The sequence below is a fragment of the Mycobacterium sp. P2_H7 genome, assembly GCF_056403275.1.
Genome location: NZ_JBFUFU010000009.1, coordinates 602,683 through 628,362 on the forward strand (window position 1 = coordinate 602,683; position 25,680 = coordinate 628,362).

The following is a 25,680-nucleotide window of genomic DNA, read 5'->3' on the forward strand; positions in this document are numbered from 1 at the left end:
CGGTCAGCGGGCCGCAGCCTGCAGCGTCGGCGGACCCGACTGGGGGAGCGGGACGCGCGGCACACCGGGGGTCCCGATCTGCCCCGCCAGCCACGGCAGGGCCGACTCGAAAGCGCGCGCCGCGAACGGCCAGTCGTGCTTGCCGGGCTGGATGATCACCGCGCAGTCGATCCCGTTGGTGGAACCCAGACCGCACAACGACTGGGCGGCCAGCGCCTGCTCGCTGGAATGCGGGGTGTGGCCGCCCTGCGGCGGGCCCGCGTCGTTGACCGCGAACCAGCCGGCGACACCGGCGTAGCGGCCGTGCCGGTTCATCACCGTGGTGGGGTCGAAGGACGCGTACTGGGCGATGTTCCCGCCGAACAGCCGGTCGATGGTCTGCGCCTTCGTGCCGGAGTTGGGGCTGATGTCCCCGGCGATGTCCTCGAACACCGAGAACATGTCCGGGTGCATGACCGTCAGATCCACCGCACACGTGCCGCCCATCGACCAGCCGACCGATCCCCATCGGGCCGGGTCCGCGCTCACCCCGAACTGCGAGATGACCGCGGGCACGACATCTTTGGTGAGGTGGTCGGCCGCCTTGCCGCGCCGGCCGTTCACACATTCGGTGTCGTTGTTGAAGGCGCCGCCGGAATCGACGAACACCAGCACCGGCGCGTTGCCGGCGTGGGCTGCCGCGAACCGGTCCACCACGTGGATGGCGTCGCCGGCGCGCAACCAGTCCGCCGGGGTGTTGAATTCGCCGCCGATCATCATCAGCGTCGGCAGCTTGGGCGGGGGGTTGGAGGCGTACCAGGCCGGCGGCAGGTAGACGAGTTCACCACGGTGCTTGAACCCGGAGGCGGTGTCGCCGGAGTCGATGGGCACCACGGTGCCGCTGGCCGGGACGACCCGCCGGCGTTGCATGGCGGTCACCGTCGCCATATCGGTCTGGTCCGGCAGCGGACCCTCGGTCAGCTGGTTCCAGGCCGTCTGCACCGTCGGGAAGTAGCCGACCCACAAGTTCAGTGCCAGGGCCGCGCACAAGGCGCACAGGGGTAGCGCCAGCACCGTTGTCCCGCGGCGCGCCCAACCGGTGCGCCGCCACCCCGTCACCAGCACCGCGGCGACGAAGCCGACGAGCCCGATCCAGATCCACAGCGCGTGCGGGGCGGGGTCGCCTGCCAGTCCCTGGCTCCCGATGTACCAGTGCACGACGGTTGCCACGGCAAAGCCGGCCACCAGCGACACCGGAAGTCCCACCCGGTGCCAGCGCCTGCTGCGCCAGCCCACGGCGGCGATCACGACCGCTGCCGCGATCAACTGCGCGATCACCGGAAGCCATCCGTGCATCAGCGAAATACGGTGCAGGAAAGATTCATTCGCATCGGCCAGGAAGTGTGCGGCGGCCAGCGGAGGTCCGGTCGTCGAAGGTGTCACGCCACCATCGTGGACGGACTTCCTTGGGGCTGGCTGTGAGTCGCTGTCGGTGTTTTCGTCAGCGCGGTTTTGCCAGAGGGAACGGCAGCGTCTCGCGGATGCTGCGCCCCGTGATCAGCATGACCACGCGGTCGACACCCATCCCCAGTCCGCCCGTCGGCGGCATCGCGTACTCCATGGCCTGCAGGAAATCCTCGTCCAGTTCCATGGCCTCGGGGTCACCGCCCGCGGCCAGCATGGACTGCTCCTGCAGACGGCGGCGCTGCTCGACGGGGTCGGTCAGCTCGCTGTACGCCGTGCCCAGTTCCACACCCCACGCCACCAGGTCCCAGCGTTCGGCGACCCCGTCGATGCTGCGGTGTGGTCGGGTCAGCGGCGAGACGGAGGTGGGGAAATCCTTGTAGAACGTCGGACGCTCGGTCTGGCCCTCGACGAGCCGTTCGTAGAGTTCCAGGACGACCGCGCCCGCATCCCAGTGCTTCAGGTAGGGCACGCCCGACCCGTCGCACAACTCGCGGAGCCGGGCCAGGCCGGTCTCCGGTCCGATTTCCTGGCCGAGCGCCTCCGACACCGCGCCGTGCACGGTCTTCACCGGCCACTCGCCGGAGATGTCGACGGCTTCCAGCTCGCCGTCCGGCCCGGGCCGCATCACCACCTGCGCCCCGTTGGCAGCCTGGGCGGCGTTCTGGATGAGCTCGCGGCAACCGGTGATCCAGACGTTGTAGTCGGCGTGCGCCTGGTAGGCCTCCAGCAGGGTGAACTCCGGGTTGTGGCTGAAGTCCACGCCCTCGTTGCGGAAGGCGCGGCCCAGTTCGAAGACCCGCTCCACACCGCCGACGCAGAGCTTCTTGAGGTACAGCTCGGGCGCGATCCGCAGATACAGGTCCAGGTCGTAGGCGTTGATGTGGGTCTGGAACGGGCGCGCGTTGGCGCCGCCGTGGATCTGCTGCAGGATCGGCGTCTCGACCTCCAGGAAGCCGTGGCCGACCAGTGTTTCGCGGATGGCGTGCAGGATCGCGCTGCGCGCGGTGATCAGGTCCCGTGCATCGGTGTTGATCGCCAGGTCGACATAGCGACTGCGCACCCGGGCCTCGGGGTCGGTGAGGCCTTTCCATTTGTCGGGCAGCGGTCGCAGGCATTTGCCGATCAGTCGCCAGTCGGTGACGAGTAAGGACAGCGTGCCGTTGCGGCTGCGCCCCATCGTGCCGGTGACCTCGACGAGGTCGCCGAGGTCGATCGCCGCACCGAAGTCGGGGCCGTCCTGCGTCACCGCCGTGCCGTCGAGCAGCAGTTGCACCTCGCCGGACCAATCGCGCAGCACCGCGAACAGCACGCCGCCGTAGTCGCGGATCCGCAGGATGCGCCCGGCGACACTGACGGCGGTGGCGGGGTCGGTGACCTCGAGTGCGGCCGCGACGGTGTGGCTGGGCGGTTGCCCGACCGGATAGGCGTCCACGCCGTGGTCCTGCAGGTTCTTCAGCTTGGCCATCCGGACGCGCACCTGGTCGGGCAGCCGGTGCTCGTCGTCGGCGTCGGGCAGGTCGGCGCGCAACCCGCTGACATCGGGGGCGCTGCCGTCCTGATGCAGCAGCCCGCTGTCGACCAGTTGTTGTGGGGCGGCGATGTGTTCGCCGGTATGCGGTTTGCGCCGGGAGAACGGCAGGATCAGGAAACCTTCGGCGATCACCGAGGCGACGCCGACCCTCGGGATCAGCCGGGCATCCTCGTAGCAGGCGAACCGCGGCACCCAGTCGGGCTGATACTTCATGTTGGAGCGGTACAGGGTCTCCAGCTGCCACCAGCGGGAGAAGAACACCAGCAGGGCGCGCCACAGTCGGGCGATCGGGCCCGCGCCCAGTTGGGCGCCCTGTTCGAAGGCGGACCGGAACATCGCGAAGTTCAGTGAGATGCGGCTGATTCCGAGATCCTCGGCCTGCAGGCAGAGCTCGCTGACCATCAATTCGATTGTGCCGTTGGGGGATTGGGGGGAGCGGCGCATCACGTCCAGGGAGACGCCGGTGCTGCCCCATGGCACCAGGGAAAGTAGCGCGACCACCTCATCTGCTGCGCCGTCAGATCCCTCCTTCAATGCCTCCACCAGCAGGCAGTCGCTGTCCGCCGGATCGCCGAGGCGGCCCAGCGCCATCGAGAAGCCGCGTTCGGTCTCGGTGTCGCGCCACTGGTCGGCCCGTTTGGTCACCTGCGCCATCTCGTCGGTGGGCAGGTCACGGTGCCGGCGGATCCGGACCGTCAGGCCGGCTCGGCGGGCCCGGGTGACTGCTTGGCGTACCGGCTTCATGTCGGGGCCGGACAACTTGTAGCCGTCGGGGTAGAGGATGGCCTCGTCGCCGAGTTCCAGGGCGTTGAGGCCCGCTTCGCGGAAGGCCTGTGCGCCGGTGGCGCTGGCGCCCATCACGCCGGGTGCCCAACCGTAGGTCTCGCACAGGTGCAGCCACGCCTCGATCGCCGCCGGCCAGGCCCGCGGATCACCGACGGGGTCACCGCTGGCCAGGCAGACGCCGACCTCGACACGATAGGTGATGGCCGCCCGGCCGTTGGGGGCGAACACCACCGACTTGTCGCGGCGGGTGGCGAAGTAGCCCAGCGAGTCGTTCTTGCCGAAGAGTTCGAGCAACCCGCGGATCGCGGATTCGTCTTCGCCGGTCAGGGCGTTGGTCGCGCGCTGCGACGCGAACAGCACGATCGCGGCGACCACCAGCGCCACCGCCCCGAACAGGCCGAGCAGGGCGTTGACCAGGCCGTGGGGATGGCCGGTGAAAGCATCGGCGTCCGCACCCGCGAAGGCGCTGACCCGGTTGAGCGCGTACCAGGGGCGGTCGGTCTGGGCGAGCGAGCCGGGGAAGAACTCCAGCAGCCCCCACCCGATCAGGGTTCCGACGGTCATGCCCGCGACCAGGGTGGCGGCCGCCTTCACCAGCGCCCCGCGCCGTACCTTCGCCCAGAACTGCGGCCGAGCCAGCACGAGTGCGCCGATGGACGCCAGGTGGAACACCAGGCCGATGACCTCGCCGATCTCCTCGACGACCGTCTCTTCACCGCTGGCGAGATCGCCGACGTTCCAGCCGACCGCGGCCACCATGTAGAGCACCAGGATCCACCACGCGATGCGCTTGCGGGCGGCCAGTGCGGCGGCCAGCAACCCCAGCACGACGGCCCACGCGAAGCTGGTGTCCGGGAAGTTGAAGATGTAGTCGTTGACGAATTCCCGTGGCACCCGGATCAGCCCGCGCACCAATGGCGAGACGCTGGCGAGCAGGGACAGCGTGGCGATGATGCCGACGATCCAGCCTGCGACGGCGGGCACCCAGGTGAATCTGGACCGGTGGCCGGTTCTCGACGGCTGCCGGGCGATTGTCGAGGTCATAGGCCGCGAGGATATGCCTTTGACCAATGAATTTCGTGTGAGTGGCTACCAGACCGGGCCGGTGTATTTTTCGCCGGGCCCTTTGCCTGGCTCTTCCGGATCGACGCTGGCTTCGCGGAAGGCAAGTTGAAGGCTTTTCAATCCGTCGCGCAACGGCCCGGCGTGCAGGCCGAGGTATTCGGCGGAGGCGGTGACCAGACCGGCCAGGGCGGTGATCAGGCGACGCGCTTCGTCGAGATCGCGGTGCGGGCTGTCGTCGGGATCCTCGGAGGCCAACCCCAGCTTTTCGGCGGCCGCGCTCATCAGCATCACGGCCGAGCGGGTGATCACCTCGACCGCGGGAATCTCGGCGAGTTCTCTAACCTGCACGTCTTCAGCAGTTGGAGTTTTCTGATCATCGGTCATGCCTGATAGAGTGGCACGATCGACCGTCCCGGCGAACGCCAGGGACAGCAAGTGGAGTCCCGCTCCCACCGCAGACCTTACCGGTCCCGCGGTCCGGTCGCAGGCATCCGCGGATGCCCTGTACTGCGTTTATACGCAGGCGGCGCAAGCCGTGATCGGTCGGCATCGGGCCCTGCTATATGCAGGGCCTTTCTGTTCGTCAGAGCAGAAGTGCTGATGGTGTGGTGCTCCCTGCTGGCCCGTCGTCTCCCCTCGGTCGTGGACCAGAAGACAACGTAGGAGGCCCCATCAGCACTGAGACCCGCATCAACGAGCGCATTCGCGTACCTGAAGTCCGCCTGATCGGACCGGGTGGTGAACAGGTAGGCATCGTGCGCATCGAAGATGCGCTCCGCGTCGCCGTAGACGCCGATCTCGACCTTGTCGAAGTAGCTCCTGACGCCAAACCGCCGGTTTGCAAGATCATGGACTACGGCAAGTTCAAGTACGAGACGGCACTCAAGGAGCGCGAGTCTCGCAAGAACCAGCAGCAGACCGTCGTCAAGGAACAGAAGCTGCGGCCGAAGATCGACGATCACGACTACCAGACGAAGAAGGGCCATGTGGTCCGCTTCCTGGAAGCCGGATCCAAGGTCAAGGTCACGATCATGTTCCGCGGCCGCGAGCAGTCCCGCCCCGAACTGGGTTACCGACTGCTGCAGCGCCTGGGCGCCGACGTCGCCGACTACGGCTTCGTCGAGACCTCGGCCAAGCAGGACGGCCGCAACATGACGATGGTGCTGGCGCCGCACCGCGGCGCGAAGACTCGCGCCAAGGCGGCACATGACGCAGATGCGCCACCCGCTCAGCGAGGCAACGCAGCAGCAGCAGCAGCTCCTGCCGCCGCCGAGCCGCCCGCCGAGAACCAAGAACCACCGACCACCTGATCCACGAGAAAACCAGAGGACACCAATGCCCAAGGCCAAGACCCACAGCGGCGCTTCCAAGCGCTTCCGTAAGACCGGGACCGGCAAGATCGTGCGCCAGAAGGCCGGCAAGCGCCACCTGCTGGAGCACAAGGCCAGCAAGCGCACCCGTCGTCTCGACGGCCGTGCAGTGGTCGCCCCCGCCGATGCAAGCCGTATCAACAAGCTGCTGAACGGCTAACAGCCGCTTCACTTTTCGACTTCCCCCCGCAAGAATAGGAACACTCACATGGCACGCGTGAAGCGCGCACTCAACGCCCAGAAGAAGCGGCGCACAGTCCTCAAGGCGTCGAAGGGTTACCGCGGCCAGCGCTCGCGGCTCTACCGCAAGGCCAAGGAACAGCAGCTGCACTCCTTGACCTACGCCTACCGCGACCGCCGCGCCCGCAAGGGTGAGTTCCGCAAGCTGTGGATCTCGCGTATCAACGCCGCGGGCCGCGCCAACGGCATCACCTACAACCGCCTGATCCAGGGCCTCAAGGCCGCCGGCGTCGAGGTGGACCGCAAGAACCTCGCCGAGATCGCCGTCAGCGATCCGGCCGCGTTCACCGCGCTGGTCGAGGTTGCCAAGGCCGCACTGCCCGAGGATGTCAACGCACCGTCGGGCGAAGCCGCCTGAGACCCCTCACCGAAAAGTCCAATCGGGTAGCTGCGGCGATCAAGCTGCAGCGTCCCGCCGGACGTCGCCACGCCGCACGCTTCCTCGCCGAAGGTCCCAACCTCGTCGAGGCCGCGCTGCGGCGTGGACTCGTTGAGGAGGTGTTCGCGACCGCGGATGCCTGGGCGCGCTTCGAGTCATTGCTCGGTGACGCGCCCGTCCACGAGGTCACCGACCGGGCCGCGAAGGCCTTGTCGGACACCGTGACACCCGTCGGGCTCATTGCGGTGTGCCGGTTGCCCGAGGCGTCACTCGCGGACGTGCTGTCCGGGTCGCCGCGGCTGGTGGCGGTCGCCGTCGAGACGTCCGACCCCGGAAACGCGGGCACGCTGATCCGGCTCGCCGACGCCATGGGCGCCGACGCGCTGATCCTGGCCGGCGACAGCGTCGACCCCTACAACGCGAAATGCCTCCGCGCGTCTGCCGGAAGTATCTTCGGGCTGCCCGTGGTGCAGGGGCCCGACACCGGCGACGTCATCGCGGCGCTCCGCGGAGCCGGGCTGCATGTGCTGGCCACCACGTTGGACGGGGAGACATCCTTGCCCGCGGCCGATCTGGCACAGCCCACGGCGTGGCTGTTCGGTTCCGAGGCGCACGGGTTGGCCCCAGAGGTCGCCGCCGCGGCGGACGTCCGGGTGACCATCCCGATGCACGGCAGCGCGGAGAGCCTCAACGTCGCCGCCGCCGCGGCCATCTGTCTGTACGCGAGCGCATCGAGCCGAGTGGCCACTTAGCGCACGGGTTTCGTCGGTCTGCGTGCGTCAACTGGCCGCTCGACGCTTCACACCGTGACGTCGAACCCCAGGTCGACATCGCTGGCGGCTTGTCCACCCCGGATGCCCCAGTTCTCCAGCGCGCTTTCGCGCAGCAGGATCGTGACGTGGTCGGGTGGGATGCCCACCGTCGCGAGGTTCCGCGTGATGTGGCGGTACAGGTTGCGTTTGGCCTCTACCGACCGCCCGGCGAAGCAGTCGATGCCGACCAAGGTGTAATTCTCCGGCGTCGCGAGCCCGGGTGCGACGGCGAAGCGGTGCGGCTCGTGGACCACCAACCGAACGTGCTTGTCGCCGTCGGGTATTCGGAACGCGCTCACCAAGGCTGCGTGCACGGCGTCGATGATTGCCACCTCTTGTGATGGCTCGTACCGGCGCCGAACTTCGATGATGGTGCTGGGCATGGGGGAGTCTCCCACGAGGGGAGAGCATCGGGCACCTGAATTTCAGGCGCCCCGCCTAGTTCAACAACCCCCGGGCCACGTGGGTGATCTGCACCTCGTTGCTGCCCGCGTAGATCATCAGTGACTTGGCGTCGCGAGCCAACTGCTCCACCCGGTATTCGGTCATGTACCCGTTGCCGCCGAACAACTGCACGGCCTCCATCGCGACATCGGTGGCGGCCTGCGAGCAGTACCACTTGATGGCCGACGCCTCCGGAAGCGAGATCGGGGCGCCCTTCTGCGCCGATTCGATCACCCGAAACAGCATGTTGCGCACGTTCATCCGCGCCACCTCCATGTTGGCAAGCTTGAGCTGGATCAACTGGAATTGGCCGATCTCCTTGCCCCACAGCACCCGAGTCTTCGCGTAGTCCACCGACAACCGCAGACATTCCTCGATGACGCCCAACGACATCGCGGCCACACCGATTCGTTCGGCGGAGAAGCTGGACCGCGCGCTGTCGCGGCCGTCTCCGTTGCTGTTGTCCTCGGTCTCACCCAACAGCCGGTCGCGGCCCAGCCGCACATTGTTGAAGTACAGCTCGCCGGTGCGCGATGAGTGAATACCCATCTTGCGGAACGGTTTCGACTGCACGAAGCCATCCATGCCGCGATCCAGCACGAACGTCAACACCTTGCGGTCGCGCTTGTCGACTGGTTCATCTCCCCGGTCGCTTCGCTCCTGCCCGCAGGTGCCTTCATCCAGCTTCGCGTACACCACCACCACATCGGCGTCGGGCCCGTTGGTGATGAAAGTCTTCTGCCCGTTGAGGATGTAGTCGTCCCCATCGCGCGTGACATAGCTCTTCATGCCACCGAACGCATCCGAGCCGGAGTCGGGTTCGGTGATGGCCCACGCGCCGATCTTCTCGTAGGTCACCAGACCCGGCAGCCAGCGCTCCTGCTGGGCCAGGGTGCCGCGGCCCTGGATGGTCGGCACCGTCAGTCCCAGGCTGACCCCCATGCCGGTCACCAAACCCATGGACACCCGGCACAATTCGCTGATCAGGACGAAACCCATACCCGCCTGGTCGGGCCCGCCGCCGAACATCCCGCCCGAGGCTTTCGACGGTTTCGAATCCTGCCCGCCGGACTCATTTCCCGAGTCGCTTCGCTCCTGCCCGCCGGACTCATTTCCCGAGTCGCTTCGCTCCTGCCCGCCGGACCGCAGCCGGGACAGCCTGCGTTCCAGCGATTCCTTCGCCATGACGTCGATACCGAAGGTGGCGAACAGTTTCCGGACGATGGGGTAGGGCTCCAGCTCGCCGTCCTCGAGGTCGTCGATGTGGGGCCGGATCTCCTTGTCGATGAATTCGCGCACCGCATCGCGCACGGCGATATCGACGTCAGACCATTCCAGCATCGTGTCAAGCAACCTTTCGTCGGGAACGTGCGGGCCGTCGGGGCGAGCGAAGCGGGAGTCGATTCAGGCCGGCCAGCGAGAAAGTGGTGTGGACCAGCGATCCGGCCTGGTCCAACAGCGTCTTGTGGGGTGGTTGGTAGTGCATCGGCAGGCCGCGGCGATCACGGGGTGGGGCCATGAACGCGGGAGCCTCCACCAGTGGGGCGTCGTCGGGGGTCTTGCCCGAAGCGCGGCGGTAGGCCGCCACCGCGCGGGGATGTAGCCGGATCTCGTCGGGCACGGCGACGAACGCCAACTCGACCATCTTGCCGAGCAGTCGAAGAGCCACTTCGTCACCCGGCGTCCAGCGCATCCCGGCCTTCTCGCGCAGCACCGGGTCGAACAGACCGGCGGCCACCCAGCGTTGGGCACCGACCATCGGCTTGAACAACTGGTCCCAGACCGGGGTGGGCATCAGCACGAACCAGGGCTTGGGGATGCGGATGGTGAAGATGTCCAGGGTGGCCCGGTTGATCTCCAACTCCTCGCGGCACTTGTGATCCCAGTACTCGCAGAACTCCTCCCAGGTGTCCGGGACGGGGCGCATGCTCATCCCGTACATCCGGTACCACTGCACGTGCTCGTCGAACAGTTGATGCTTCTCGGCCTCCGTCAGGCCGCCGCAGAAGTACTCCGCGGTCTTCACGATGAGCATGAAGAACGTCGCGTGCGCCCAGTAGAAGGTCTCCGGATTGAGCGCGTGGTAGCGCCGTCCCTTGCCGTCCACACCTTTGATGCCGTCGTGGAAGTGCTTGATCTGCTCGCCGGTCTCCGCGGCGCGATCGCCGTCATAGACGACGCCCATGATTGGATACACCGACCGCGCCACCCGCTGCAGAGGTTCCCGCAGCAGGATCGAATGGTCTTCCACGCCGGCGCCGAGCTCGGGATACATGTTCTGGATCGAGCCGATCCACACCCCCAGCAACCCGGTGCGCAAATCACCGAAATACTTCCAGGTGAGCGAATCGGGGCCCAGCGGAATGGTGTGCTGTGCCTGCGGGCCTGCATGGGAATGTGCTGTGGTCATGGCGTCCTCGCTGACGAAACCCACGGTTGTCCCGCCACCCTAATCTTGACAACGGGTGTTGTCTATTGCGCCACGGTCGTGGCGCGCAGCCGTGATGCGTCGGCGATCTTCCCTCCATGAAGCCGTGACCTGGTGCTTTTCGTGTGTGAGCAAGGTCCTGCCGCGCCATGATTGCCGCTACCGGCGGTGCCACCTATCGTGGCGCTGTGGATGCTGAACCGGTGGGCGAACCGTCCGGCGGCATAGAAGCGGTCGAGTTGCCGCCACCGCCTGGTGCGCTGGGTGGCCCGCTGGATTGGCTCAAAGGCACCAACCACAATCCCGGCGTGATCGCGATGCTGCGGCGGATGCGCCGCGCGCTGCCCGGTGACCCCGACTTCGGCGATCCGCTGTCGGCGGCCGGCGACGGTGGCCCGCGCGCTGCGGCGCGGGCCGCGGACCGTCTGCTCGAGCGTGACGCCGCCTCGCGCGAGGTCAGCCTGGGTGCGCTGCAGGTGTGGCAGGCGCTCACGGAACGCGTCTCGGGGCGGCCCGCCTACCGCGAGGTCACCCTGGTCTTCACCGACCTCGTCGGGTTCTCCGACTGGTCGCTGCGCTCCGGTGACGACGCCACCCTGCGTCTGCTGCGGCGCGTCACCTCGGTGGTGGAACCACCGCTGCTCGCCGCGGGCGGCCACATCGTCAAGCGGATGGGCGACGGCGCGATGGTGGTGTTCCGGGACCCGGTGCCTGCCGTGCGCGCAGTGTTGACCGCGTTGGATGCGGTGAGCGCCGTCGACGTCGACGGCTACACCCCGACCATGCGGGCCGGGATCCACACCGGCCGCCCGCAGCGCATCGGTTCCGATTGGCTGGGAGTGGACGTCAACATCGCCTCCCGGGTGATGGAGCGGGCAACCAAGGGCGGCCTGGTGGTCTCGCAGTCCACGCTGGACGGCATCTCCGACGCCGACTTCGCGGCGATGCGGCTGTCCGCCAAACGGGTCCGCAAGCAGCTCTTCGGCGCCAAGCCCAGCGGGGTACCCGAGGACTTGCAGATGTATCGGGTGCGCACGCGCGCCTCGGAGCCGATTGACGACTCCGAGGATGATTCCACCGCAGGTGGGTAACCCATGTCGGTGAAATGGGTGTCCGGACTTCGGGTCACCATCGGCTACGCCACCGCGCTGGTCGTCGTCGCCGGGGTGCTCGCCGCGCTGGGGCCCGCGGTCCACGATCGGGTTATCCGGCACGCCAGTACCAATCTGCACAACCTCGCCCACGGCCGGATCGAGACGCTGCTCGGCAGTGCGTTCGTCGTCGACGTCGGCGGCATGGCGCTGTGGCTGCCCGGCCTGGTGTGCCTGCTCGCGGTGGCCGAGTTGTTGTGGCGCAGCCGCAGACTGGTGGTCACGTTCCTGGTCGCCCATATCGGCGCCACCCTGGTGATAGCGGCCGCTCTGGTGCTGGCGGTGCGTCAGGACTGGGTGCCGCACTCGATCAGCAGGGTCACCGACGTCGGGATGAGTTACGGCGCGATGGGCGTCCTCGGCATGTTGACCGCAGCGATCCCGGCGCACCGGCGTGCGGCGTGGGTGTGCTGGTGGGTCACCCTCGGTGCGGTGGTGGCCGTGGGCACCGGAGACTTCACCGACGCCGGGCATCTGGTGGCCCTGCTGCTCGGCATGCTGGTGTCGCTGCGCTTCGGCGTACCCGGCCCGTGGACCAGGCCCCGGCTGGCGCTGCTGGCCGTCGGATCGACGTTCGGCTACCTCGTCGTGGCCTCCGCTGCGCCGCCGGCGACCGCCGTTGTGGCCAGCGTCATGGCCGCGGCGGCAGCGCTGGCGGCGGGACAACACGGGTCCGTCGCTATGATCGCCGGGTGGCTGACCAGACAGAACAGCGGGGCGAGCCCAATGACCTCTCCGAAGAAACCCTGACCGACGCCGTCAGCGCGGCCCGGTTGGCGTTCGATGCCGCCGCCGACCTGGACGCATTGGCCCGGGCCAAGACCGAACACCTCGGTGACCGTTCCCCGATCGCGCTGGCGCGTCAGGCCTTGGGCGCGCTGCCCAAGACCGAGCGCGCCGATGCCGGCAAGCGGGTCAATGTCGCCCGCGGCGCGGCCCAGCAGTTGTTCGATGACCGGCTGGCCGTGCTGCGCGCCGAACGCGACGCCGCCGTCCTGGTCGCCGAACGCATCGACGTCACCCTGCCCTCGACCCGGCAGCCGGTGGGGGCGCGGCACCCGATCACCTTGCTGACCGAACGCATCGCCGACACGTTCGTGGCGATGGGCTGGGAACTGGCCGAGGGGCCCGAGGTCGAGACCGAGCAGTTCAACTTCGATGCCCTGAACTTCCCGCCCGACCATCCGGCCCGCAGCGAGCAGGACACCTTCCAGATTTCTCCGGACGGGTCGCGTCAGGTGCTGCGGACGCACACCTCGCCGGTGCAGATCCGCGCGCTGCTGGAGCGCGACCTGCCCGTGTACATCATCTCGCTGGGCCGCACCTTCCGCACCGATGAGCTGGATGCCACCCACACCCCGGTGTTCCACCAGGTGGAAGGGCTGGCCGTGGACAAGGGACTGACGATGGCCCACCTGCGCGGCACGCTGGACGCACTGGCGCGTGCCGAGTTCGGGCCCGCCGGGCGCACCCGGTTCCGTCCGCACTTCTTCCCGTTCACCGAACCCTCGGCCGAGGTCGACGTCTGGTTCGAGAACAAGAAGGGCGGGCCCGGCTGGGTGGAATGGGGCGGCTGCGGCATGGTCAATCCGAACGTGCTGCGCGCCTGCGGAATTGACCCGGCCGAGTACTCCGGCTTCGCATTCGGTATGGGATTGGAGCGAACCCTGCAGTTCCGCAACGGAATTCCCGATATGCGCGACATGGTCGAGGGCGACGTGCGCTTCTCCCTGCCGTTCGGAGTGGGCGCCTGATGCGTATTCCCTACAGCTGGCTCCGCGATGTGATCCGGGCCGGCGCTCCGGACTGGGACCTGAGCGTCGACGAGCTGGAAGCCACGTTCATCCGCATCGGCCATGAGGTCGAGGAGATCCTCCCGCTCGGGCCGGTCACCGGTCCGCTGGCCGTGGGACGGGTCGCCGAGATCGAGGAACTCACCGAGTTCAAGAAACCGATCCGGGCCTGCAAGGTCGACGTGGGTTCCCACAATGTCGACGGCGAACCTCGCGATATTGTCTGCGGCGCAAGCAATTTCGCGGTCGGCGATCTGGTGGTGGTCGCGTTGCCCGGGGCGGTGCTGCCCGGCGACTTCGCGATCGCCACCCGCAAGACCTACGGCCGCACCTCCGACGGCATGATCTGCTCGGCCGCCGAGCTGAACCTGGGCGCCGACCAGTCCGGCATCATCGTGCTGCCGCCCGGCACCGCCGAACCGGGCACCTCGGGCATCGAGGTGCTGGGCCTCGATGACGTGGTGTTCAACCTGGCCATCACCCCGGATCGCGGCTACTGCCTGTCCATCCGCGGTATGGCGCGCGATCTCGCCTGCGCGCTGGACCTCGACTTTGTCGACCCCGCCGATGTTCCCGCGCTGCCCGCCGAGGGTGAGGCGTGGCCGGTGACGGTGCAGCCCGGCACCGGGGTGCAGCGGTTCGGGTTGCGGCCCGTCACCGGTATCGACCCGGCCGCGGTGTCGCCCTGGTGGTTGCAGCGCCGACTGCTGCTCTCGGGCATCCGCGCCATCTCGCCCGCGGTCGATGTCACCAATTACGTGATGCTGGAGATCGGGCATCCGATGCACGCCCACGACCAGTCGCTCATCACCGGCGGTTTCACCGTGCGCTTCGCCGAGCCGGGTGAACAGGTGGTCACGCTCGACGATGTGAAGCGCACCCTGAACGACGGCGACGTGCTGATCGTCGACGACGTCGCCACGGCCGCGATCGGCGGCGTGATGGGCGCCGGCACCACCGAGGTGCGCGACTCCACCACCGACGTGCTGCTGGAGGCCGCGGTGTGGGATCCGGCCGCGGTGTCGCGGACTCAGCGCCGGTTGCGCTTGTCCAGCGAGGCCGGCCGCCGCTACGAGCGCACCGTCGACCCGGCCATCTCGGTGGCCGCCCTCGACCGTTGTGCCGCACTGCTCGCCGAGATCGCCGGTGGCACAGTCCAACCGACCTTGACCGACTGGCGTGACGATCCGACGCGCAGTGACTGGGCGCGGCCGCCGGTGAGCATGCCGATCGACCTGCCCGACCGCACCGCGGGCGTGACCTACGCCGACGGTGTGACGCAGCGTCGTCTCACCCAGATCGGTGCCGAGGTGTCGGTGGCCGACGGTGTGGTGACCGCTGTCCCGCCGAGTTGGCGTCCCGATCTGCGGGAGCCCGCCGACCTCGTGGAGGAGGTGCTCCGGCTGGAGGGGCTGGACCTCATCCCGTCGGTGCTGCCGCACGCCCCCGCGGGCCGCGGCCTGACCGCTATCCAGAAACGCCGCCGGGCGGTGGGGAAGTCGTTGGCGCTCGGCGGTTTCGTCGAGGTGCTGCCGAACCCATTCCTGCCTGCCGGGGTGTTCGACACCTGGGGCCTGGGGCCCGACGACCCGCGCCGGGTCGCCACCACGGTGCTCAACCCGCTGGAAGCCGACCGGCCGCATCTGGCCACCACCGTGCTTCCCGGCCTGTTGGAGGCGTTGGCGCGCAACGTCTCCCGCGGGGCGGTCGACACGTCTTTGTTCGCCATCGCCCAGGTAGTGCTGCCGACGGCGGAAACCCGGGCGGTGGAACGCATCCCGACCGACCGCAGGCCCACCGACGACGAGATCGCCGGACTGGATGCCTCGTTGCCGCGGCAGCCCGAGCACGTCGGTGTGGTGCTGACCGGTCTGCGTGAACCCGCGGGCCCGTGGGGCGCCGGCCGCAAGGTCGAGGCCGCCGACGCCTTCGAGGCGGTGCGCGTGATCGCGCGCGCGGTCGGGGTCGAGCTCACCCTGCGCGCGGCGCAGGAACTGCCGTGGCATCCGGGTCGGTGCGCCGAGGTGTTCGCCGGTGAGGTGTCCGTCGGGTTCGCCGGACAACTACACCCGGCGGTGGTCGAACGCGCCGGGCTGCCGGCAGGCACATGCGCCGTCGAACTCGATCTGGATGCGATCCCGGTCGTCGAGCGGCTGCCCGCGCCGTCGGTGTCGCCGTTCCCGGCGGTGTTCCAGGACATCAGCCTCGTCGTAGCCGAGGACGTTGCGGCGCAGGCCGTCGTCGACGTGGTCCGCGCCGGGGCCGGCGAGCTGCTCGAGGATGTCCGGTTGTTCGACGTCTACACGGGTCCGCAGATCGGGGAAGGGCGCAAGTCCCTGGCTCTGGCCCTGCGGTTCCGGGCCGCGGACCGCACCCTCACCGAGGATGAGGCCAGCGCCGCCCGCGACGCCGCCGTGCTGCACGCATCGGACGTCCTGGGCGCCGAGCAACGGCGATAGGTCACGCTGCGCTGCCCGGCTGGACCACCAACCGGGCGGGGCTGCGGCCCAGGACCTGCCGCCACGCGATGGAGCCGGGATCCTCGGCGAGGCGCAGCGGTGGATCGGACGCGAGAACTGCCCTCAGGGACTCTTCGACAGCCAGCTTCGCCATGGCCGCCCCCAGGCAGTAGTGGATGCCGGCTCCGAAGTTGAGCAGCTTCGGAGCCTGCGGATCCAGAAACCGATCAGGGTCGAACCGGTCGGGGTCGCGCCACGCGGACGCATCGCGGCACGCCGAGGCCACGCAGAGGAACGCCATCGATCCGGCGGGGAGGGTCTCGTCGTACAGCTCGATCGTCGCCTGCGCGGTACGGGGGATGAGCGCAAGGCTGGGCTCCAGCCGCATCGTCTCCGCGGCCGCACTGGCCAGCCGGTGGTCGTCTTCGTGCACTCCGGTGAGTTCGTCACGGTGCTGCAGCGCGACCAGAATGCTGCACGGTATCTGGCTACCGGCCGTGTCGTGGCCGGCCACAAGCAGATTCGCGATCATGGTGACGGTCTCGGCATGGGTCAGACGCTCGCCGTCGGCTTCCGCGGCGAGTAGTGCGGTGATGAGATCGTCGCCCGGTTGGCGGGCGCGCCGGTCGGTCAACTCGTGGACGTAGTCCTGCATTTCGGTGATGGCCCGGGTGGCAGCGGTGACCTGGTCGGGCGTCATGACGAAGAACACCGGGCTCAAGGCGTCGGCCCAATCGGTGAACACCGCAACGTCGGCGTCAGGGACACCGAGTAGCCGGCACATCAGCCGAGTCGCGAGCGTCGCCCCCGCCGCCGCAAGGTCGCCGCCGTGACGCACCGTCTCGACGGCCGCGGCGGCCATCTCTCGGGCCGTGGCGCGCAGGGCGTCGACGGATCGGGGTGTGAACGCTCGAGACACCACCGACCGGATCCGGCGGTGGTAGTCACCGTCGGTGGTGAACATCACCCGGCCGTACCAGTCGCGCAGCGGACCGTCGGTGATCCCCATCATGTCGAACAACGCCAACCCGATCCCGACCATGCGTGGGTCGTGCATCAGGGCTTCCGCGTCACGCTGCCGCAGGACGATGGTGGCACCGGTCTGCAGATCCTTGGCCAGCGGCGCATGCCGCGCGGCCTCGCGGAGCATTCCGTGCAGATCACCGGTGAAGGTGCCGCTCAGATCGATCGTGGCGATCCCATCCATGCACTCAGTGTTGGCTGATCGCTCGGGAGTGTCAACGGGAAATACCATAGTTGACCTGCAATGATTCCCTCTGCAAACAAGCTGCACTAACTAGCGCCTAAATGTATTTGCAATGAACTGCATAACAATGCAAAGATCGGTGCATGACTTCGGTAGCTGTCGCCGGTGCCAGTGGATACGCCGGCGGCGAGATCCTGCGTCTGCTGCTCGGCCACCCCGCCTACGCCGACGGGCGCCTGACCATCGGCGCCCTCACCGCGGCGGCCAGCGCGGGAACAACCCTCGGCGAGCATCACCCGCACCTTCTTCCGCTGGCCGGGCGGGTGCTCGAGGCCACCGACGCCGACCTGCTCGCGCAGCATGACGTGGTGTTCCTCGGACTGCCGCACGGGCATTCGGCCGAGCTGGCCGAGCAGCTCGGTGACACCGTCATCATCGACTGCGGTGCGGACTTCCGGCTCACCGATCCCGCCGACTGGGAGCGCTTCTACGGGTCCACGCACGCCGGCAGCTGGCCTTACGGGCTGCCCGAGCTCCCGGGCAATCGGGAAGCGCTGAAAGGCGCCACCCGGATCGCGGTGCCCGGCTGCTACCCGACGGCTGCGCTGCTGGCGCTGCTGCCCGCCTTCGCCGCAGACCTGGTCGAACCCCACGTCACCGTCGTCGCCGTCAGCGGCACCTCGGGGGCGGGCAAGTCCGCGAAGGTCGACCTGCTCGGCGCCGAGGTCATCGGCTCGGCGCGGGCCTACAACATCGGGGGCAAGCACCGGCATACCCCGGAGATCGCCCAGGGCCTGCGCACCGTCACCGACAAGAAGGTCGCGGTGTCGTTCACGCCGGTGCTCATCCCGACCGCTCGCGGCATCCTGGCCACCTGCACCGCCCGTACCTCGGCGTCCGAGCAAGAGGTCCGGGCCGCGTACGAAAAGGCTTATGCCGACGAGCCTTTCATCCACCTGCTGCCCGAGGGGCAACTGCCGAAGACCGGCTCGGTGATCGGCAGCAACGCCGCGCAGTTGGCTGTAGCCGTCGACGAGGACGCCCAGACCCTGGTGGCGGTCTGCGCGATCGACAACCTGACCAAGGGCACCGGTGGTGCCGCCGTGCAATCCATGAACCTGGCCCTCGGCTGGCCCGAAACAGAAGGACTGTCCATCGTGGGAGTGGCACCGTGACATCACAAGCGACGACCGGCAACCTTGTTCGCAACCAGGGCGTCACCGCCCCCGCGGGTTTCCGGGCCACCGGAATCTCGGCCGGTATCAAGGCATCCGGCAACCTCGACCTGGCACTGGTGTTCAACGAGGGACCCGACCACGGCGCCGCCGGCGTGTTCACCCGTAACCAGATCAAGGCCGCGCCCGTGCAGTGGTCGCAGCAGGTGCTCACCACCGGCCGGCTGCGCGCGGTCATCCTGAACTCCGGCGGCGCCAATGCCTGCACCGGCCCGCTCGGCTTCCAGGACACCCATGCCACCGCCGAAGCCGTCGCCGCCGCACTGAGCGACTGGGGCACCGAGACCGGCGCCGTCGAGGTGGCGGTCTGCTCGACCGGCCTGATCGGCGACCGCTTGCCGATGGACAAGGTGCTGGCCGGCGTCACCGAGATCGTGCACGAGATGGCCGGCGGCCTGACCGGTGGGGAAGAGGCCGCGCGGGCCATCATGACCACCGACACCGTGCCCAAGCAGGTGGCGCTGCACCACCCCGGCAACTGGACCGTCGGCGGCATGGCCAAGGGCGCGGGCATGCTCGCCCCGTCTCTGGCGACCATGCTGGTGGTCATCACCACCGATGCCGTCGCCGACGCGACAGCGCTGAACACCGCGCTCAAACGCGCGGCCGCACGAACTTTCGACCGGCTCGACGTGGACGGCAGCTGCTCGACGAACGACACCGTGCTGCTGCTGGCCTCCGGTGCCAGCGCGATAGCGCCCAGCCAGGAGGATCTCGACGACGCGGTGTTCGCGGTGTGCGACGACCTGTGCGCACAACTGCAGGCCGACGCCGAGGGTGTCACCAAACGCGTCACCATCACGGTGCAGGGCGCGGCCGACGAGGACGACGCGCTGGTCGCCGCCCGGGTGGTCGCACGCGACAGCCTGGTCAAGACCGCGCTGTTCGGCTCGGACCCGAACTGGGGCCGGGTACTCGCCGCCGTCGGCATCGCTCCGGTGACCCTCGATCCGCAGCGGATCAGCGTGTCGTTCAACGGTTCTCCGGTCTGCATCGACGGAGCCGGCGCGCCCGGCGCGCGCGACGTCGACCTGTCCGGCGCCGATATCGAGGTCGTCATCGATCTGGCCGCCGGTACGGACACCGCCTCGATCAGGACGACGGATCTGTCGCACGGCTACGTCGAAGAGAACTCGGCGTACAGCTCATGACCGCGACGGTGACCAAGGCCGCGGTTCTCGCCGAGGCACTCCCGTGGCTCAAGCAACTCAACGGCAAGATCGTCGTCGTCAAGTACGGCGGCAACGCCATGACCGACGACACCCTCAAGGCGGCGTTCGCCGCGGACATGGTGTTCCTGCGCAACTGCGGGGTGCACCCGGTCGTCGTGCACGGCGGCGGCCCGCAGATCAGCGCCATGCTCAAGAAGCTCGGCATCGACGGCGAGTTCAAGGGCGGATTCCGGGTCACCACACCGGAAGTGCTCGACGTCGCGCGGATGGTGCTGTTCGGTCAGGTGGGCCGCGAACTGGTCGGGCTGATCAATGCCCACGGCCCGTACGCCGTCGGGATCACCGGTGAGGATGCGCACCTGTTCACCGCGGTGCGGCGCAGCGTGTTGGTCGACGGGGTGCCGACCGACATCGGTCTGGTCGGAGACGTCGACCGGGTGGACACCCGCGCGGTGCTCGATCTCATTGCCGCCGGGCGTATCCCGGTGATCTCCACCATCGCCCCCGACAAGGACGGCGTGGTGCACAACATCAATGCCGACACCGCGGCAGCCGCGGTGGCCGAAGCGCTCGGTGCAGAGAAGCTGCTGATGCTCACCGATGTCGAAGGCCTGTACACCAGTTGGCCCGATCGCACCTCGCTGGTCAGCGAGATCGATACCGGCGCACTGACGCAACTGCTGCCGACACTCGAAGCGGGCATGGTGCCCAAGATCGAGGCCTGCCTGCGCGCGGTCACCAACGGGGTGCCCAGCGCCCACGTGATCGACGGACGCGTCGAACATTGTGTTCTCGTCGAACTTTTCACCGATGAAGGAACCGGAACCAAGGTGGTGAATCCATGAACGGCGGGCAGGAGCGCAGCGACGTGGGGAATCAACACAGTCTCCAAACCCGCTGGGAAGCGGTGATGATGAACAACTACGGCGCCCCACCGCTGGCACTCGCCAGTGGTGACGGTGCGGTGGTCACCGATGCGGATGGCAAGTCCTACCTGGACCTGCTCGGCGGGATCGCGGTCAACCTGCTCGGCCACCGCCACCCTGCGGTCATCGACGCCGTCACCACCCAGCTCAACACGCTGGGCCACACCTCGAATCTGTATGCCACCGAACCCGGTATCGCGTTGGCCGAGAAGCTCGTCGACCACCTGGGTAGCCCGGCGCGGGTGTTTTTCTGCAACTCCGGCACCGAGGCCAATGAGGTCGCCTTCAAGATCACCCGGCTGACCGGACGCACGAATATCGTTGCCGCAGAGGGCGCTTTCCACGGCCGTACAATGGGCTCACTGGCGCTGACGGGCCAGCCCGCCAAGCAGGCGCCGTTCGAGCCGTTGCCCGGCAACGTCACCCACGTGCCCTATGGCGACATCGACGCCCTCGACAAAGCCGTCGACGACGACACCGCCGCGGTGTTCCTGGAGCCGATCATGGGGGAGGGCGGCGTCGTCGTCCCGCCGGCCGGCTACCTGGTCAAGGCCCGGGAGATCACCGCGAAACATGGTGCGCTGCTGGTGCTCGACGAGGTGCAGACCGGTGTCGGGCGCACCGGGGCCTTCTACGCCCATCAGCACGACGGCATCATCCCCGACATCGTCACCCTGGCCAAGGGACTCGGCGGCGGATTGCCGATCGGGGCCTGCCTGGCCCTCGGCGCGACCGGCGATCTGCTCACCCCGGGCCTGCACGGGAGCACCTTCGGCGGCAACCCGGTGTGTACCGCGGCCGCGCTCGGCGTGCTCAAGGCGCTGGCCGACGAGGACCTGATCGCGAAAGCCGGGGTGCTGGGCAAGACCATCAGCCACGGCGTCGAGGAGCTGGGCCATCCGCTCGTCGACCACGTCCGCGGCAAGGGGCTGCTGCAGGGCATCGTGCTCACCGCGCCCAACGCCAAGGCAGTGGAGTCCCATGCCCGCGACGCCGGTTTCCTGGTCAATGCCGCTGCGGCCGACGTGGTCCGGCTGGCCCCGCCGCTGATCATCACCGACGCGCAGATCGACCAATTCCTCACCGCCCTGCCCGCGATACTGGACGCCTCATGACACTGCGACATTTCCTGCGCGACGACGACCTGAGCCCCGCCGAGCAGGCCGAGGTGCTGACTCTGGCCGCCGAGTTGAAGAAGGCGCCGTTCAGCATGCGGCCGCTGGAGGGCCCGCACGGGGTGGCCGTCATCTTCGAGAAGAACTCCACCCGTACCCGGTTCTCCTTCGAGATGGGCATCGCGCAACTCGGTGGGCACGCCGTCGTCGTCGACGGGCGCAGCACCCAGCTGGGCCGCGAGGAGACCCTCGAGGACACCGGGGTGGTGCTGTCGCGCTACGTCGACGCCATCGTGTGGCGCACCTTCGCCCAGGAACGCCTGACCGCCATGGCAACCGGTGCGACCGTGCCCATCGTCAACGCGCTCTCCGACGAGTTCCACCCCTGCCAGGTGCTGGCCGACCTGCAGACCATCGCCGAGCGCAAGGGCGCGCTGACCGGTCTGACGATGACCTACCTCGGGGACGGCGCCAACAATATGGCGCACTCGCTGATGCTCGGTGGCGTCACGGCCGGTATCAGCGTGACCATCGCCGCGCCCAAGGGCTTCGAACCGCATCCGCAGTTCGTCGACGCCGCCAGACGCCGTGCGGCGGAGACCGGCGCCACCGTCAGCCTCAGCAGCGATCCGAAAGCGGCGGCCGAGGGCGTCGACGTGCTGGTCACCGACACCTGGACGTCCATGGGACAGGAGAACGACGGCCTCGACCGGGTCCGCCCGTTCCGGCCGTTCCAGGTCAACGCCGACCTGCTGTCCATCGCGGCGCCGGAAGCGGTTGTGCTGCACTGCCTTCCGGCGCACCGGGGGCACGAGATCACCGACGAGGTGATCGACGGCCCGCAGAGCGCGGTGTTCGACGAGGCCGAGAACCGGCTGCATGCCCAGAAGGCGCTGCTGGTGTGGTTGTTGGAGAAAGCCCGAAAGTGAGCTCCCCGACCCGGGTCGGACGTCAGGCCCGCATCGTCACCCTGCTCTCCGCGCACGCGGTGAGCAGCCAGAGCGAACTGGCCGCGATGCTCGCCGAGGAGGGCATCGAGGTCACCCAGGCCACCCTGTCGCGGGACCTCGAGGAACTCGGTGCAGTGAAGCTGCGGGGCGCCGACGGTGGTGTCGGCGTCTACATCGTCCCCGAGGACGGCAGCCCGGTGCGTGGGGTTTCCGGCGGCACCGAGCGGGTGACCAAGCTGCTCGGCGAACTCCTGGTGTCCACGGATGCCAGCGCCAACATCGCCGTGCTGCGCACCCCGCCGGGGGCGGCGCATTACCTGGCCAGTGCCATCGACCGGGCCTCGTTGCCCCAGGTTGTCGGCACCATCGCCGGTGATGACACCATCTTCGTGATAGCGCGCGAGCCGATGACCGGCGCCGGGCTCGCGACCATGTTCGAGAACTTGAAGTAACAGTAGAGAGAAAAGGGAGAACACAACATGTCCGATCGCGTCATCTTGGCGTATTCCGGCGGTCTGGACACTTCGGTGGCCATCAGCTGGATCGGCAAGGAGACCGGCCGCGAGGTCGTCGCCGTGGCCATCGACCTGGGACAGGGCGGTGAGGACATGGAGGTCGTGCGGCAGCGTGCGCTCGACTGTGGCGCCGTCGAGGCCGTCGTCGTCGATGCGCGCGACGAGTTCGCCGACGAATACTGCCTGCCGACCATCCAGTCCAACGCGCTCTACATGGACCGGTACCCGCTGGTGTCGGCGATCAGCCGGCCGCTGATCGTCAAGCACCTGGTCAAGGCCGCCCGCGAGCACAAGGGCGGCACCGTCGCCCACGGCTGCACCGGCAAGGGCAACGACCAGGTCCGGTTCGAGGTCGGGTTCGCCTCGCTGGCGCCCGAGCTCAAGGTGCTCGCACCCGTGCGGGACTACGCGTGGACCCGGGAGAAGGCCATCGCCTTCGCCGAGGAGAACGCCATCCCGATCAACGTCACCAAGCGTTCGCCCTTCTCGATCGACCAGAACGTGTGGGGCCGCGCGGTGGAAACCGGCTTCCTGGAACACCTCTGGAACGCGCCCACCAAGGACGTCTACGACTACACCGAGGATCCGACGACCAACTGGAGCACTCCCGACGAGGTCATCATCGGGTTCGAGAAGGGTGTGCCGAACTCGATCGATGGCCGCCCCGTCACCGTGCTGCAGGCCATCGAGGAGCTCAACCGCCGTGCCGGCGCGCAGGGTGTGGGCCGTCTCGACGTGGTCGAGGACCGTCTGGTGGGGATCAAGAGCCGCGAGATCTACGAGGCGCCCGGCGCCATGGTGCTGATCACCGCGCACACCGAGCTGGAGCACGTCACCCTGGAGCGCGAGCTGGGCCGCTACAAGCGCGGCACCGACCAGAAGTGGGGCGAGCTGGTCTACGACGGCCTCTGGTACTCCCCGCTCAAGCGCGCGCTGGAGTCGTTCGTCGCGCACACCCAGGAGCACGTCACCGGCGAGATCCGGCTGGTGCTGCACGGTGGGCACATCGCCGTCAACGGCCGGCGCAGCCCCACTTCGCTGTACGACTTCAACCTCGCCACCTACGACGAGGGTGACAGCTTCGACCAGTCCTCGGCCAAGGGCTTCGTGCACGTGCACGGCCTGTCCAGCAAGATCTCGGCCCGCCGTGACCTCAATCTCTGACGCCGAGCGTGCGGGTCTGTACGGCGGCGCGCCGCAGATTGTGTACAAACGCGCACGCTCGCGGGGAGGTCTGAATTGAGCACCAACGAGGGATCGCTGTGGGGTGGCCGGTTCGCCGACGGGCCGTCGGAAGCCCTTGCTGCGCTGAGCAAGTCGACCCACTTCGACTGGGTGCTGGCGCCCTATGACGTGACCGCGTCCAAGGCGCACGCCCGGGTGCTGCACGGGGCCGGGCTGCTCACCGACGAGCAGCGCGACGGCCTGCTGGCCGGGTTGGACAGCCTCGGCGTCGACGTCGCCGACGGCAGCTTCGGACCGCTACCCACCGATGAGGACGTGCACGGGGCGCTGGAACGCGGCCTGATCGACCGGGTGGGGCCGGAGCTGGGCGGGCGGCTGCGGGCCGGCCGATCACGCAACGACCAGGTGGCCACCCTCTTCCGGATGTGGCTGCGGGACGCCGTCAAGACCATCGGCGACGGCGTGCTCGACGTGGCGGCCGCACTGGCCACCCAGGCGGCCATCCACCCGACCGCGATCATGCCGGGCAAGACCCATCTGCAGTCGGCGCAGCCGGTGCTGTTGGCCCACCACCTACTGGCGCACGCGCACCCCCTGCTACGCGACGCGGACCGCCTCGTCGACCTGGACAAGCGGACCGCGGTGTCCCCGTACGGCTCCGGGGCGCTGGCCGGTTCGTCGCTGGGTCTGGATCCCGACGCCATTGCCGCGGACCTCGGATTCGACTCGGCCGCAGACAATTCCATCGATGCCACCGCCTCCAGGGACTTCGCCGCGGAGGCTGCCTTCGTCTTCGCGATGATCGCGGTGGACCTGTCCCGGCTGGCCGAGGACATCATCCTGTGGAGCACCACCGAGTTCGGCTACGTCACCCTGCACGACTCGTGGTCGACGGGCAGCTCGATCATGCCGCAGAAGAAGAACCCGGACATCGCCGAGCTCGCACGCGGCAAGTCGGGCCGGCTCATCGGCAACCTCGCGGGCCTGCTGGCCACGCTGAAGGCGCAGCCGCTGGCCTACAACCGGGATCTGCAGGAGGACAAGGAACCCGTCTTCGACTCGGTGGGGCAGCTCGCGCTGCTGCTGCCGGCGATGGCCGGGCTGGTCGGCACCCTGCTGTTCGACACCGACCGGATGGCGCAGCTGGCCCCGCTGGGCTACACCTTGGCCACCGACATCGCCGAATGGATGGTGCGCCAAGGCATCCCGTTCCGGGTCGCGCATGAAGCGGCAGGCGCGGCGGTCAAGGCGGCCGAGACCCGCGGCATCGGGCTGGAAGAACTCGCCGACGACGAGCTTGCAGGCATCCACCCCGGGCTGACGGCGGAGGTGCGTAACGTGCTGACCATCGCGGGTTCGGTCGACTCGCGGGACGCCCGCGGCGGCACCGCCCCCGTGCAGGTGGCGCGTCAGCTGGGCGTGGTGCGCGACACGCTGGACCGGCTCCGGATCGCGCTGCGCTAGTACTATC

At 68.4% G+C, this 25,680-nt stretch carries 23 protein-coding genes; 16 read left to right on the forward strand and 7 right to left on the reverse strand.

The window, feature by feature from the left end:
* Window positions 1-3 precede the first annotated feature (3 nt).
* The 3 genes from AC1DY7_RS15050 to AC1DY7_RS15060 are packed head-to-tail and all read right to left on the reverse strand — an operon-like array spanning window position 4 to window position 5,212.
* Window positions 4-1,422 (reverse strand): alpha/beta hydrolase, encoded by a 1,419-nt coding sequence (locus tag AC1DY7_RS15050; protein ID WP_477494465.1) that lies wholly within the window; start codon window positions 1,420-1,422, stop codon window positions 4-6.
* A gap of 58 nt (window positions 1,423-1,480) precedes the next feature.
* Entirely contained in the window at window positions 1,481-4,807 is a 3,327-nt protein-coding gene (gene lysX / locus AC1DY7_RS15055; protein WP_477494466.1) for a bifunctional lysylphosphatidylglycerol synthetase/lysine--tRNA ligase LysX, read from the reverse strand.
* Between the two features lie 45 nt (window positions 4,808-4,852).
* Window positions 4,853-5,212, reverse strand: coding sequence for a DUF1844 domain-containing protein (locus AC1DY7_RS15060; RefSeq protein WP_477494467.1), 360 nt, complete (start codon window positions 5,210-5,212; stop codon window positions 4,853-4,855).
* Between the two features lie 287 nt (window positions 5,213-5,499).
* On the opposite strand from AC1DY7_RS15060, the gene infC reads away from it, so the two are divergent.
* From infC to AC1DY7_RS15080, 4 genes are read left to right on the forward strand one after another with little or no spacing between them, the layout of a single operon-like run.
* Window positions 5,500-6,138, forward strand: a complete 639-nt coding sequence (gene infC / locus AC1DY7_RS15065; protein ID WP_477494537.1) for a translation initiation factor IF-3 — start codon at window positions 5,500-5,502, stop codon at window positions 6,136-6,138.
* Window positions 6,139-6,163: 25 nt separating this feature from the next.
* The gene (gene rpmI / locus AC1DY7_RS15070) at window positions 6,164-6,358 is read left to right on the forward strand and encodes a 50S ribosomal protein L35 (protein ID WP_090364265.1); all 195 of its coding nucleotides are present in this window, start codon (window positions 6,164-6,166) and stop codon (window positions 6,356-6,358) included.
* 48 nt (window positions 6,359-6,406) lie between these two features.
* The gene (rplT, locus tag AC1DY7_RS15075; RefSeq protein WP_477494468.1) at window positions 6,407-6,796 is read left to right on the forward strand and encodes a 50S ribosomal protein L20; all 390 of its coding nucleotides are present in this window, start codon (window positions 6,407-6,409) and stop codon (window positions 6,794-6,796) included.
* Window positions 6,793-7,569 carry a TrmH family RNA methyltransferase gene (locus AC1DY7_RS15080; RefSeq protein ID WP_477494538.1) on the forward strand — a complete coding sequence of 259 codons (777 nt, stop codon included), beginning with the start codon at window positions 6,793-6,795 and terminating at the stop codon, window positions 7,567-7,569. The genes rplT and AC1DY7_RS15080 overlap by 4 nt, the downstream gene beginning before the upstream one ends.
* Before the next feature lie 47 nt (window positions 7,570-7,616).
* Here AC1DY7_RS15080 and AC1DY7_RS15085 read toward each other — a convergent pair whose 3' ends face one another.
* Genes AC1DY7_RS15085 through AC1DY7_RS15095 form a run of 3 tightly spaced genes read right to left on the reverse strand, consistent with a single transcriptional unit; the run spans window position 7,617 to window position 10,483 of the window.
* A complete protein-coding gene (locus tag AC1DY7_RS15085) occupies window positions 7,617-8,012 on the reverse strand; it encodes a tautomerase family protein (protein WP_477494469.1) in 396 nt (131 codons plus the stop codon).
* 55 nt (window positions 8,013-8,067) lie between these two features.
* Window positions 8,068-9,414, reverse strand: coding sequence for an acyl-CoA dehydrogenase family protein (locus AC1DY7_RS15090; RefSeq protein ID WP_477494470.1), 1,347 nt, complete (start codon window positions 9,412-9,414; stop codon window positions 8,068-8,070).
* Between the two features lie 4 nt (window positions 9,415-9,418).
* Window positions 9,419-10,483: an oxygenase MpaB family protein gene (locus AC1DY7_RS15095; RefSeq protein ID WP_477494471.1), complete on the reverse strand. Its 1,065-nt coding sequence runs from the start codon at window positions 10,481-10,483 to the stop codon at window positions 9,419-9,421.
* A gap of 206 nt (window positions 10,484-10,689) precedes the next feature.
* Between AC1DY7_RS15095 and AC1DY7_RS15100 the strand changes: the two genes are divergently transcribed.
* Genes AC1DY7_RS15100 through pheT form a run of 4 tightly spaced genes read left to right on the forward strand, consistent with a single transcriptional unit; the run spans window position 10,690 to window position 15,904 of the window.
* On the forward strand, window positions 10,690-11,592 hold the full coding sequence (locus AC1DY7_RS15100; RefSeq protein WP_477494472.1) for an adenylate/guanylate cyclase domain-containing protein: 903 nt from the start codon (window positions 10,690-10,692) through the stop codon (window positions 11,590-11,592).
* Between the two features lie 3 nt (window positions 11,593-11,595).
* Window positions 11,596-12,402 (forward strand): rhomboid-like protein, encoded by an 807-nt coding sequence (locus AC1DY7_RS15105; RefSeq protein WP_477494473.1) that lies wholly within the window; start codon window positions 11,596-11,598, stop codon window positions 12,400-12,402.
* Complete coding sequence (pheS, locus tag AC1DY7_RS15110) at window positions 12,345-13,406, forward strand: phenylalanine--tRNA ligase subunit alpha (RefSeq protein WP_477494474.1); 1,062 nt, start codon at window positions 12,345-12,347, stop codon at window positions 13,404-13,406. Before AC1DY7_RS15105 ends, pheS begins: the two co-directional genes overlap by 58 nt.
* Window positions 13,406-15,904 carry a phenylalanine--tRNA ligase subunit beta gene (gene pheT / locus AC1DY7_RS15115; RefSeq protein ID WP_477494475.1) on the forward strand — a complete coding sequence of 833 codons (2,499 nt, stop codon included), beginning with the start codon at window positions 13,406-13,408 and terminating at the stop codon, window positions 15,902-15,904. Before pheS ends, pheT begins: the two co-directional genes overlap by 1 nt.
* A 1-nt stretch (window position 15,905) precedes the next feature.
* On the opposite strand, the gene AC1DY7_RS15120 is transcribed toward pheT, so the two are convergent.
* A complete protein-coding gene (locus tag AC1DY7_RS15120; protein ID WP_477494476.1) occupies window positions 15,906-17,111 on the reverse strand; it encodes a cytochrome P450 in 1,206 nt (401 codons plus the stop codon).
* Between the two features lie 143 nt (window positions 17,112-17,254).
* Between AC1DY7_RS15120 and argC the strand changes: the two genes are divergently transcribed.
* The 8 genes from argC (at window position 17,255) to argH (ending at window position 25,673) form a co-directional block, all read left to right on the forward strand.
* Window positions 17,255-18,286 (forward strand): N-acetyl-gamma-glutamyl-phosphate reductase, encoded by a 1,032-nt coding sequence (argC, locus tag AC1DY7_RS15125; protein WP_477494477.1) that lies wholly within the window; start codon window positions 17,255-17,257, stop codon window positions 18,284-18,286.
* Window positions 18,283-19,497: a bifunctional glutamate N-acetyltransferase/amino-acid acetyltransferase ArgJ gene (gene argJ / locus AC1DY7_RS15130; protein ID WP_477494478.1), complete on the forward strand. Its 1,215-nt coding sequence runs from the start codon at window positions 18,283-18,285 to the stop codon at window positions 19,495-19,497. The genes argC and argJ overlap by 4 nt, the downstream gene beginning before the upstream one ends.
* Complete coding sequence (argB, locus tag AC1DY7_RS15135; RefSeq protein ID WP_477494479.1) at window positions 19,494-20,363, forward strand: acetylglutamate kinase; 870 nt, start codon at window positions 19,494-19,496, stop codon at window positions 20,361-20,363. Before argJ ends, argB begins: the two co-directional genes overlap by 4 nt.
* Complete coding sequence (locus tag AC1DY7_RS15140; protein ID WP_477494480.1) at window positions 20,360-21,559, forward strand: acetylornithine transaminase; 1,200 nt, start codon at window positions 20,360-20,362, stop codon at window positions 21,557-21,559. The genes argB and AC1DY7_RS15140 overlap by 4 nt, the downstream gene beginning before the upstream one ends.
* Window positions 21,556-22,488: an ornithine carbamoyltransferase gene (gene argF / locus AC1DY7_RS15145; RefSeq protein WP_477494481.1), complete on the forward strand. Its 933-nt coding sequence runs from the start codon at window positions 21,556-21,558 to the stop codon at window positions 22,486-22,488. Before AC1DY7_RS15140 ends, argF begins: the two co-directional genes overlap by 4 nt.
* A complete protein-coding gene (locus AC1DY7_RS15150) occupies window positions 22,461-22,961 on the forward strand; it encodes an arginine repressor (RefSeq protein ID WP_477494482.1) in 501 nt (166 codons plus the stop codon). Before argF ends, AC1DY7_RS15150 begins: the two co-directional genes overlap by 28 nt.
* 27 nt (window positions 22,962-22,988) lie before the next feature.
* A complete protein-coding gene (locus AC1DY7_RS15155; RefSeq protein ID WP_477494483.1) occupies window positions 22,989-24,188 on the forward strand; it encodes an argininosuccinate synthase in 1,200 nt (399 codons plus the stop codon).
* A gap of 75 nt (window positions 24,189-24,263) precedes the next feature.
* On the forward strand, window positions 24,264-25,673 hold the full coding sequence (gene argH / locus AC1DY7_RS15160) for an argininosuccinate lyase (protein WP_477494484.1): 1,410 nt from the start codon (window positions 24,264-24,266) through the stop codon (window positions 25,671-25,673).
* The last annotated feature ends 7 nt before the right edge of the window (window positions 25,674-25,680 follow it).

Coding starts and splice junctions, on each gene's coding strand:
- AC1DY7_RS15090 (WP_477494470.1), bottom strand. CDS start 9,414: ATGCTGGAATGGTCTGACGTCGATATCGCCGTGCGCGATGCGGTGCGC.
- argC (WP_477494477.1), top strand. CDS start 17,255: ATGACTTCGGTAGCTGTCGCCGGTGCCAGTGGATACGCCGGCGGCGAG.
- AC1DY7_RS15155 (WP_477494483.1), top strand. CDS start 22,989: ATGTCCGATCGCGTCATCTTGGCGTATTCCGGCGGTCTGGACACTTCG.
- AC1DY7_RS15120 (WP_477494476.1), bottom strand. CDS start 17,111: ATGGATGGGATCGCCACGATCGATCTGAGCGGCACCTTCACCGGTGAT.
- AC1DY7_RS15060 (WP_477494467.1), bottom strand. CDS start 5,212: ATGACCGATGATCAGAAAACTCCAACTGCTGAAGACGTGCAGGTTAGA.
- AC1DY7_RS15140 (WP_477494480.1), top strand. CDS start 20,360: ATGAACGGCGGGCAGGAGCGCAGCGACGTGGGGAATCAACACAGTCTC.
- pheT (WP_477494475.1), top strand. CDS start 13,406: ATGCGTATTCCCTACAGCTGGCTCCGCGATGTGATCCGGGCCGGCGCT.
- AC1DY7_RS15095 (WP_477494471.1), bottom strand. CDS start 10,483: ATGACCACAGCACATTCCCATGCAGGCCCGCAGGCACAGCACACCATT.
- rpmI (WP_090364265.1), top strand. CDS start 6,164: ATGCCCAAGGCCAAGACCCACAGCGGCGCTTCCAAGCGCTTCCGTAAG.
- lysX (WP_477494466.1), bottom strand. CDS start 4,807: ATGACCTCGACAATCGCCCGGCAGCCGTCGAGAACCGGCCACCGGTCC.
- AC1DY7_RS15085 (WP_477494469.1), bottom strand. CDS start 8,012: ATGCCCAGCACCATCATCGAAGTTCGGCGCCGGTACGAGCCATCACAA.
- rplT (WP_477494468.1), top strand. CDS start 6,407: ATGGCACGCGTGAAGCGCGCACTCAACGCCCAGAAGAAGCGGCGCACA.
- argB (WP_477494479.1), top strand. CDS start 19,494: ATGACCGCGACGGTGACCAAGGCCGCGGTTCTCGCCGAGGCACTCCCG.
- argF (WP_477494481.1), top strand. CDS start 21,556: ATGACACTGCGACATTTCCTGCGCGACGACGACCTGAGCCCCGCCGAG.
- AC1DY7_RS15105 (WP_477494473.1), top strand. CDS start 11,596: ATGTCGGTGAAATGGGTGTCCGGACTTCGGGTCACCATCGGCTACGCC.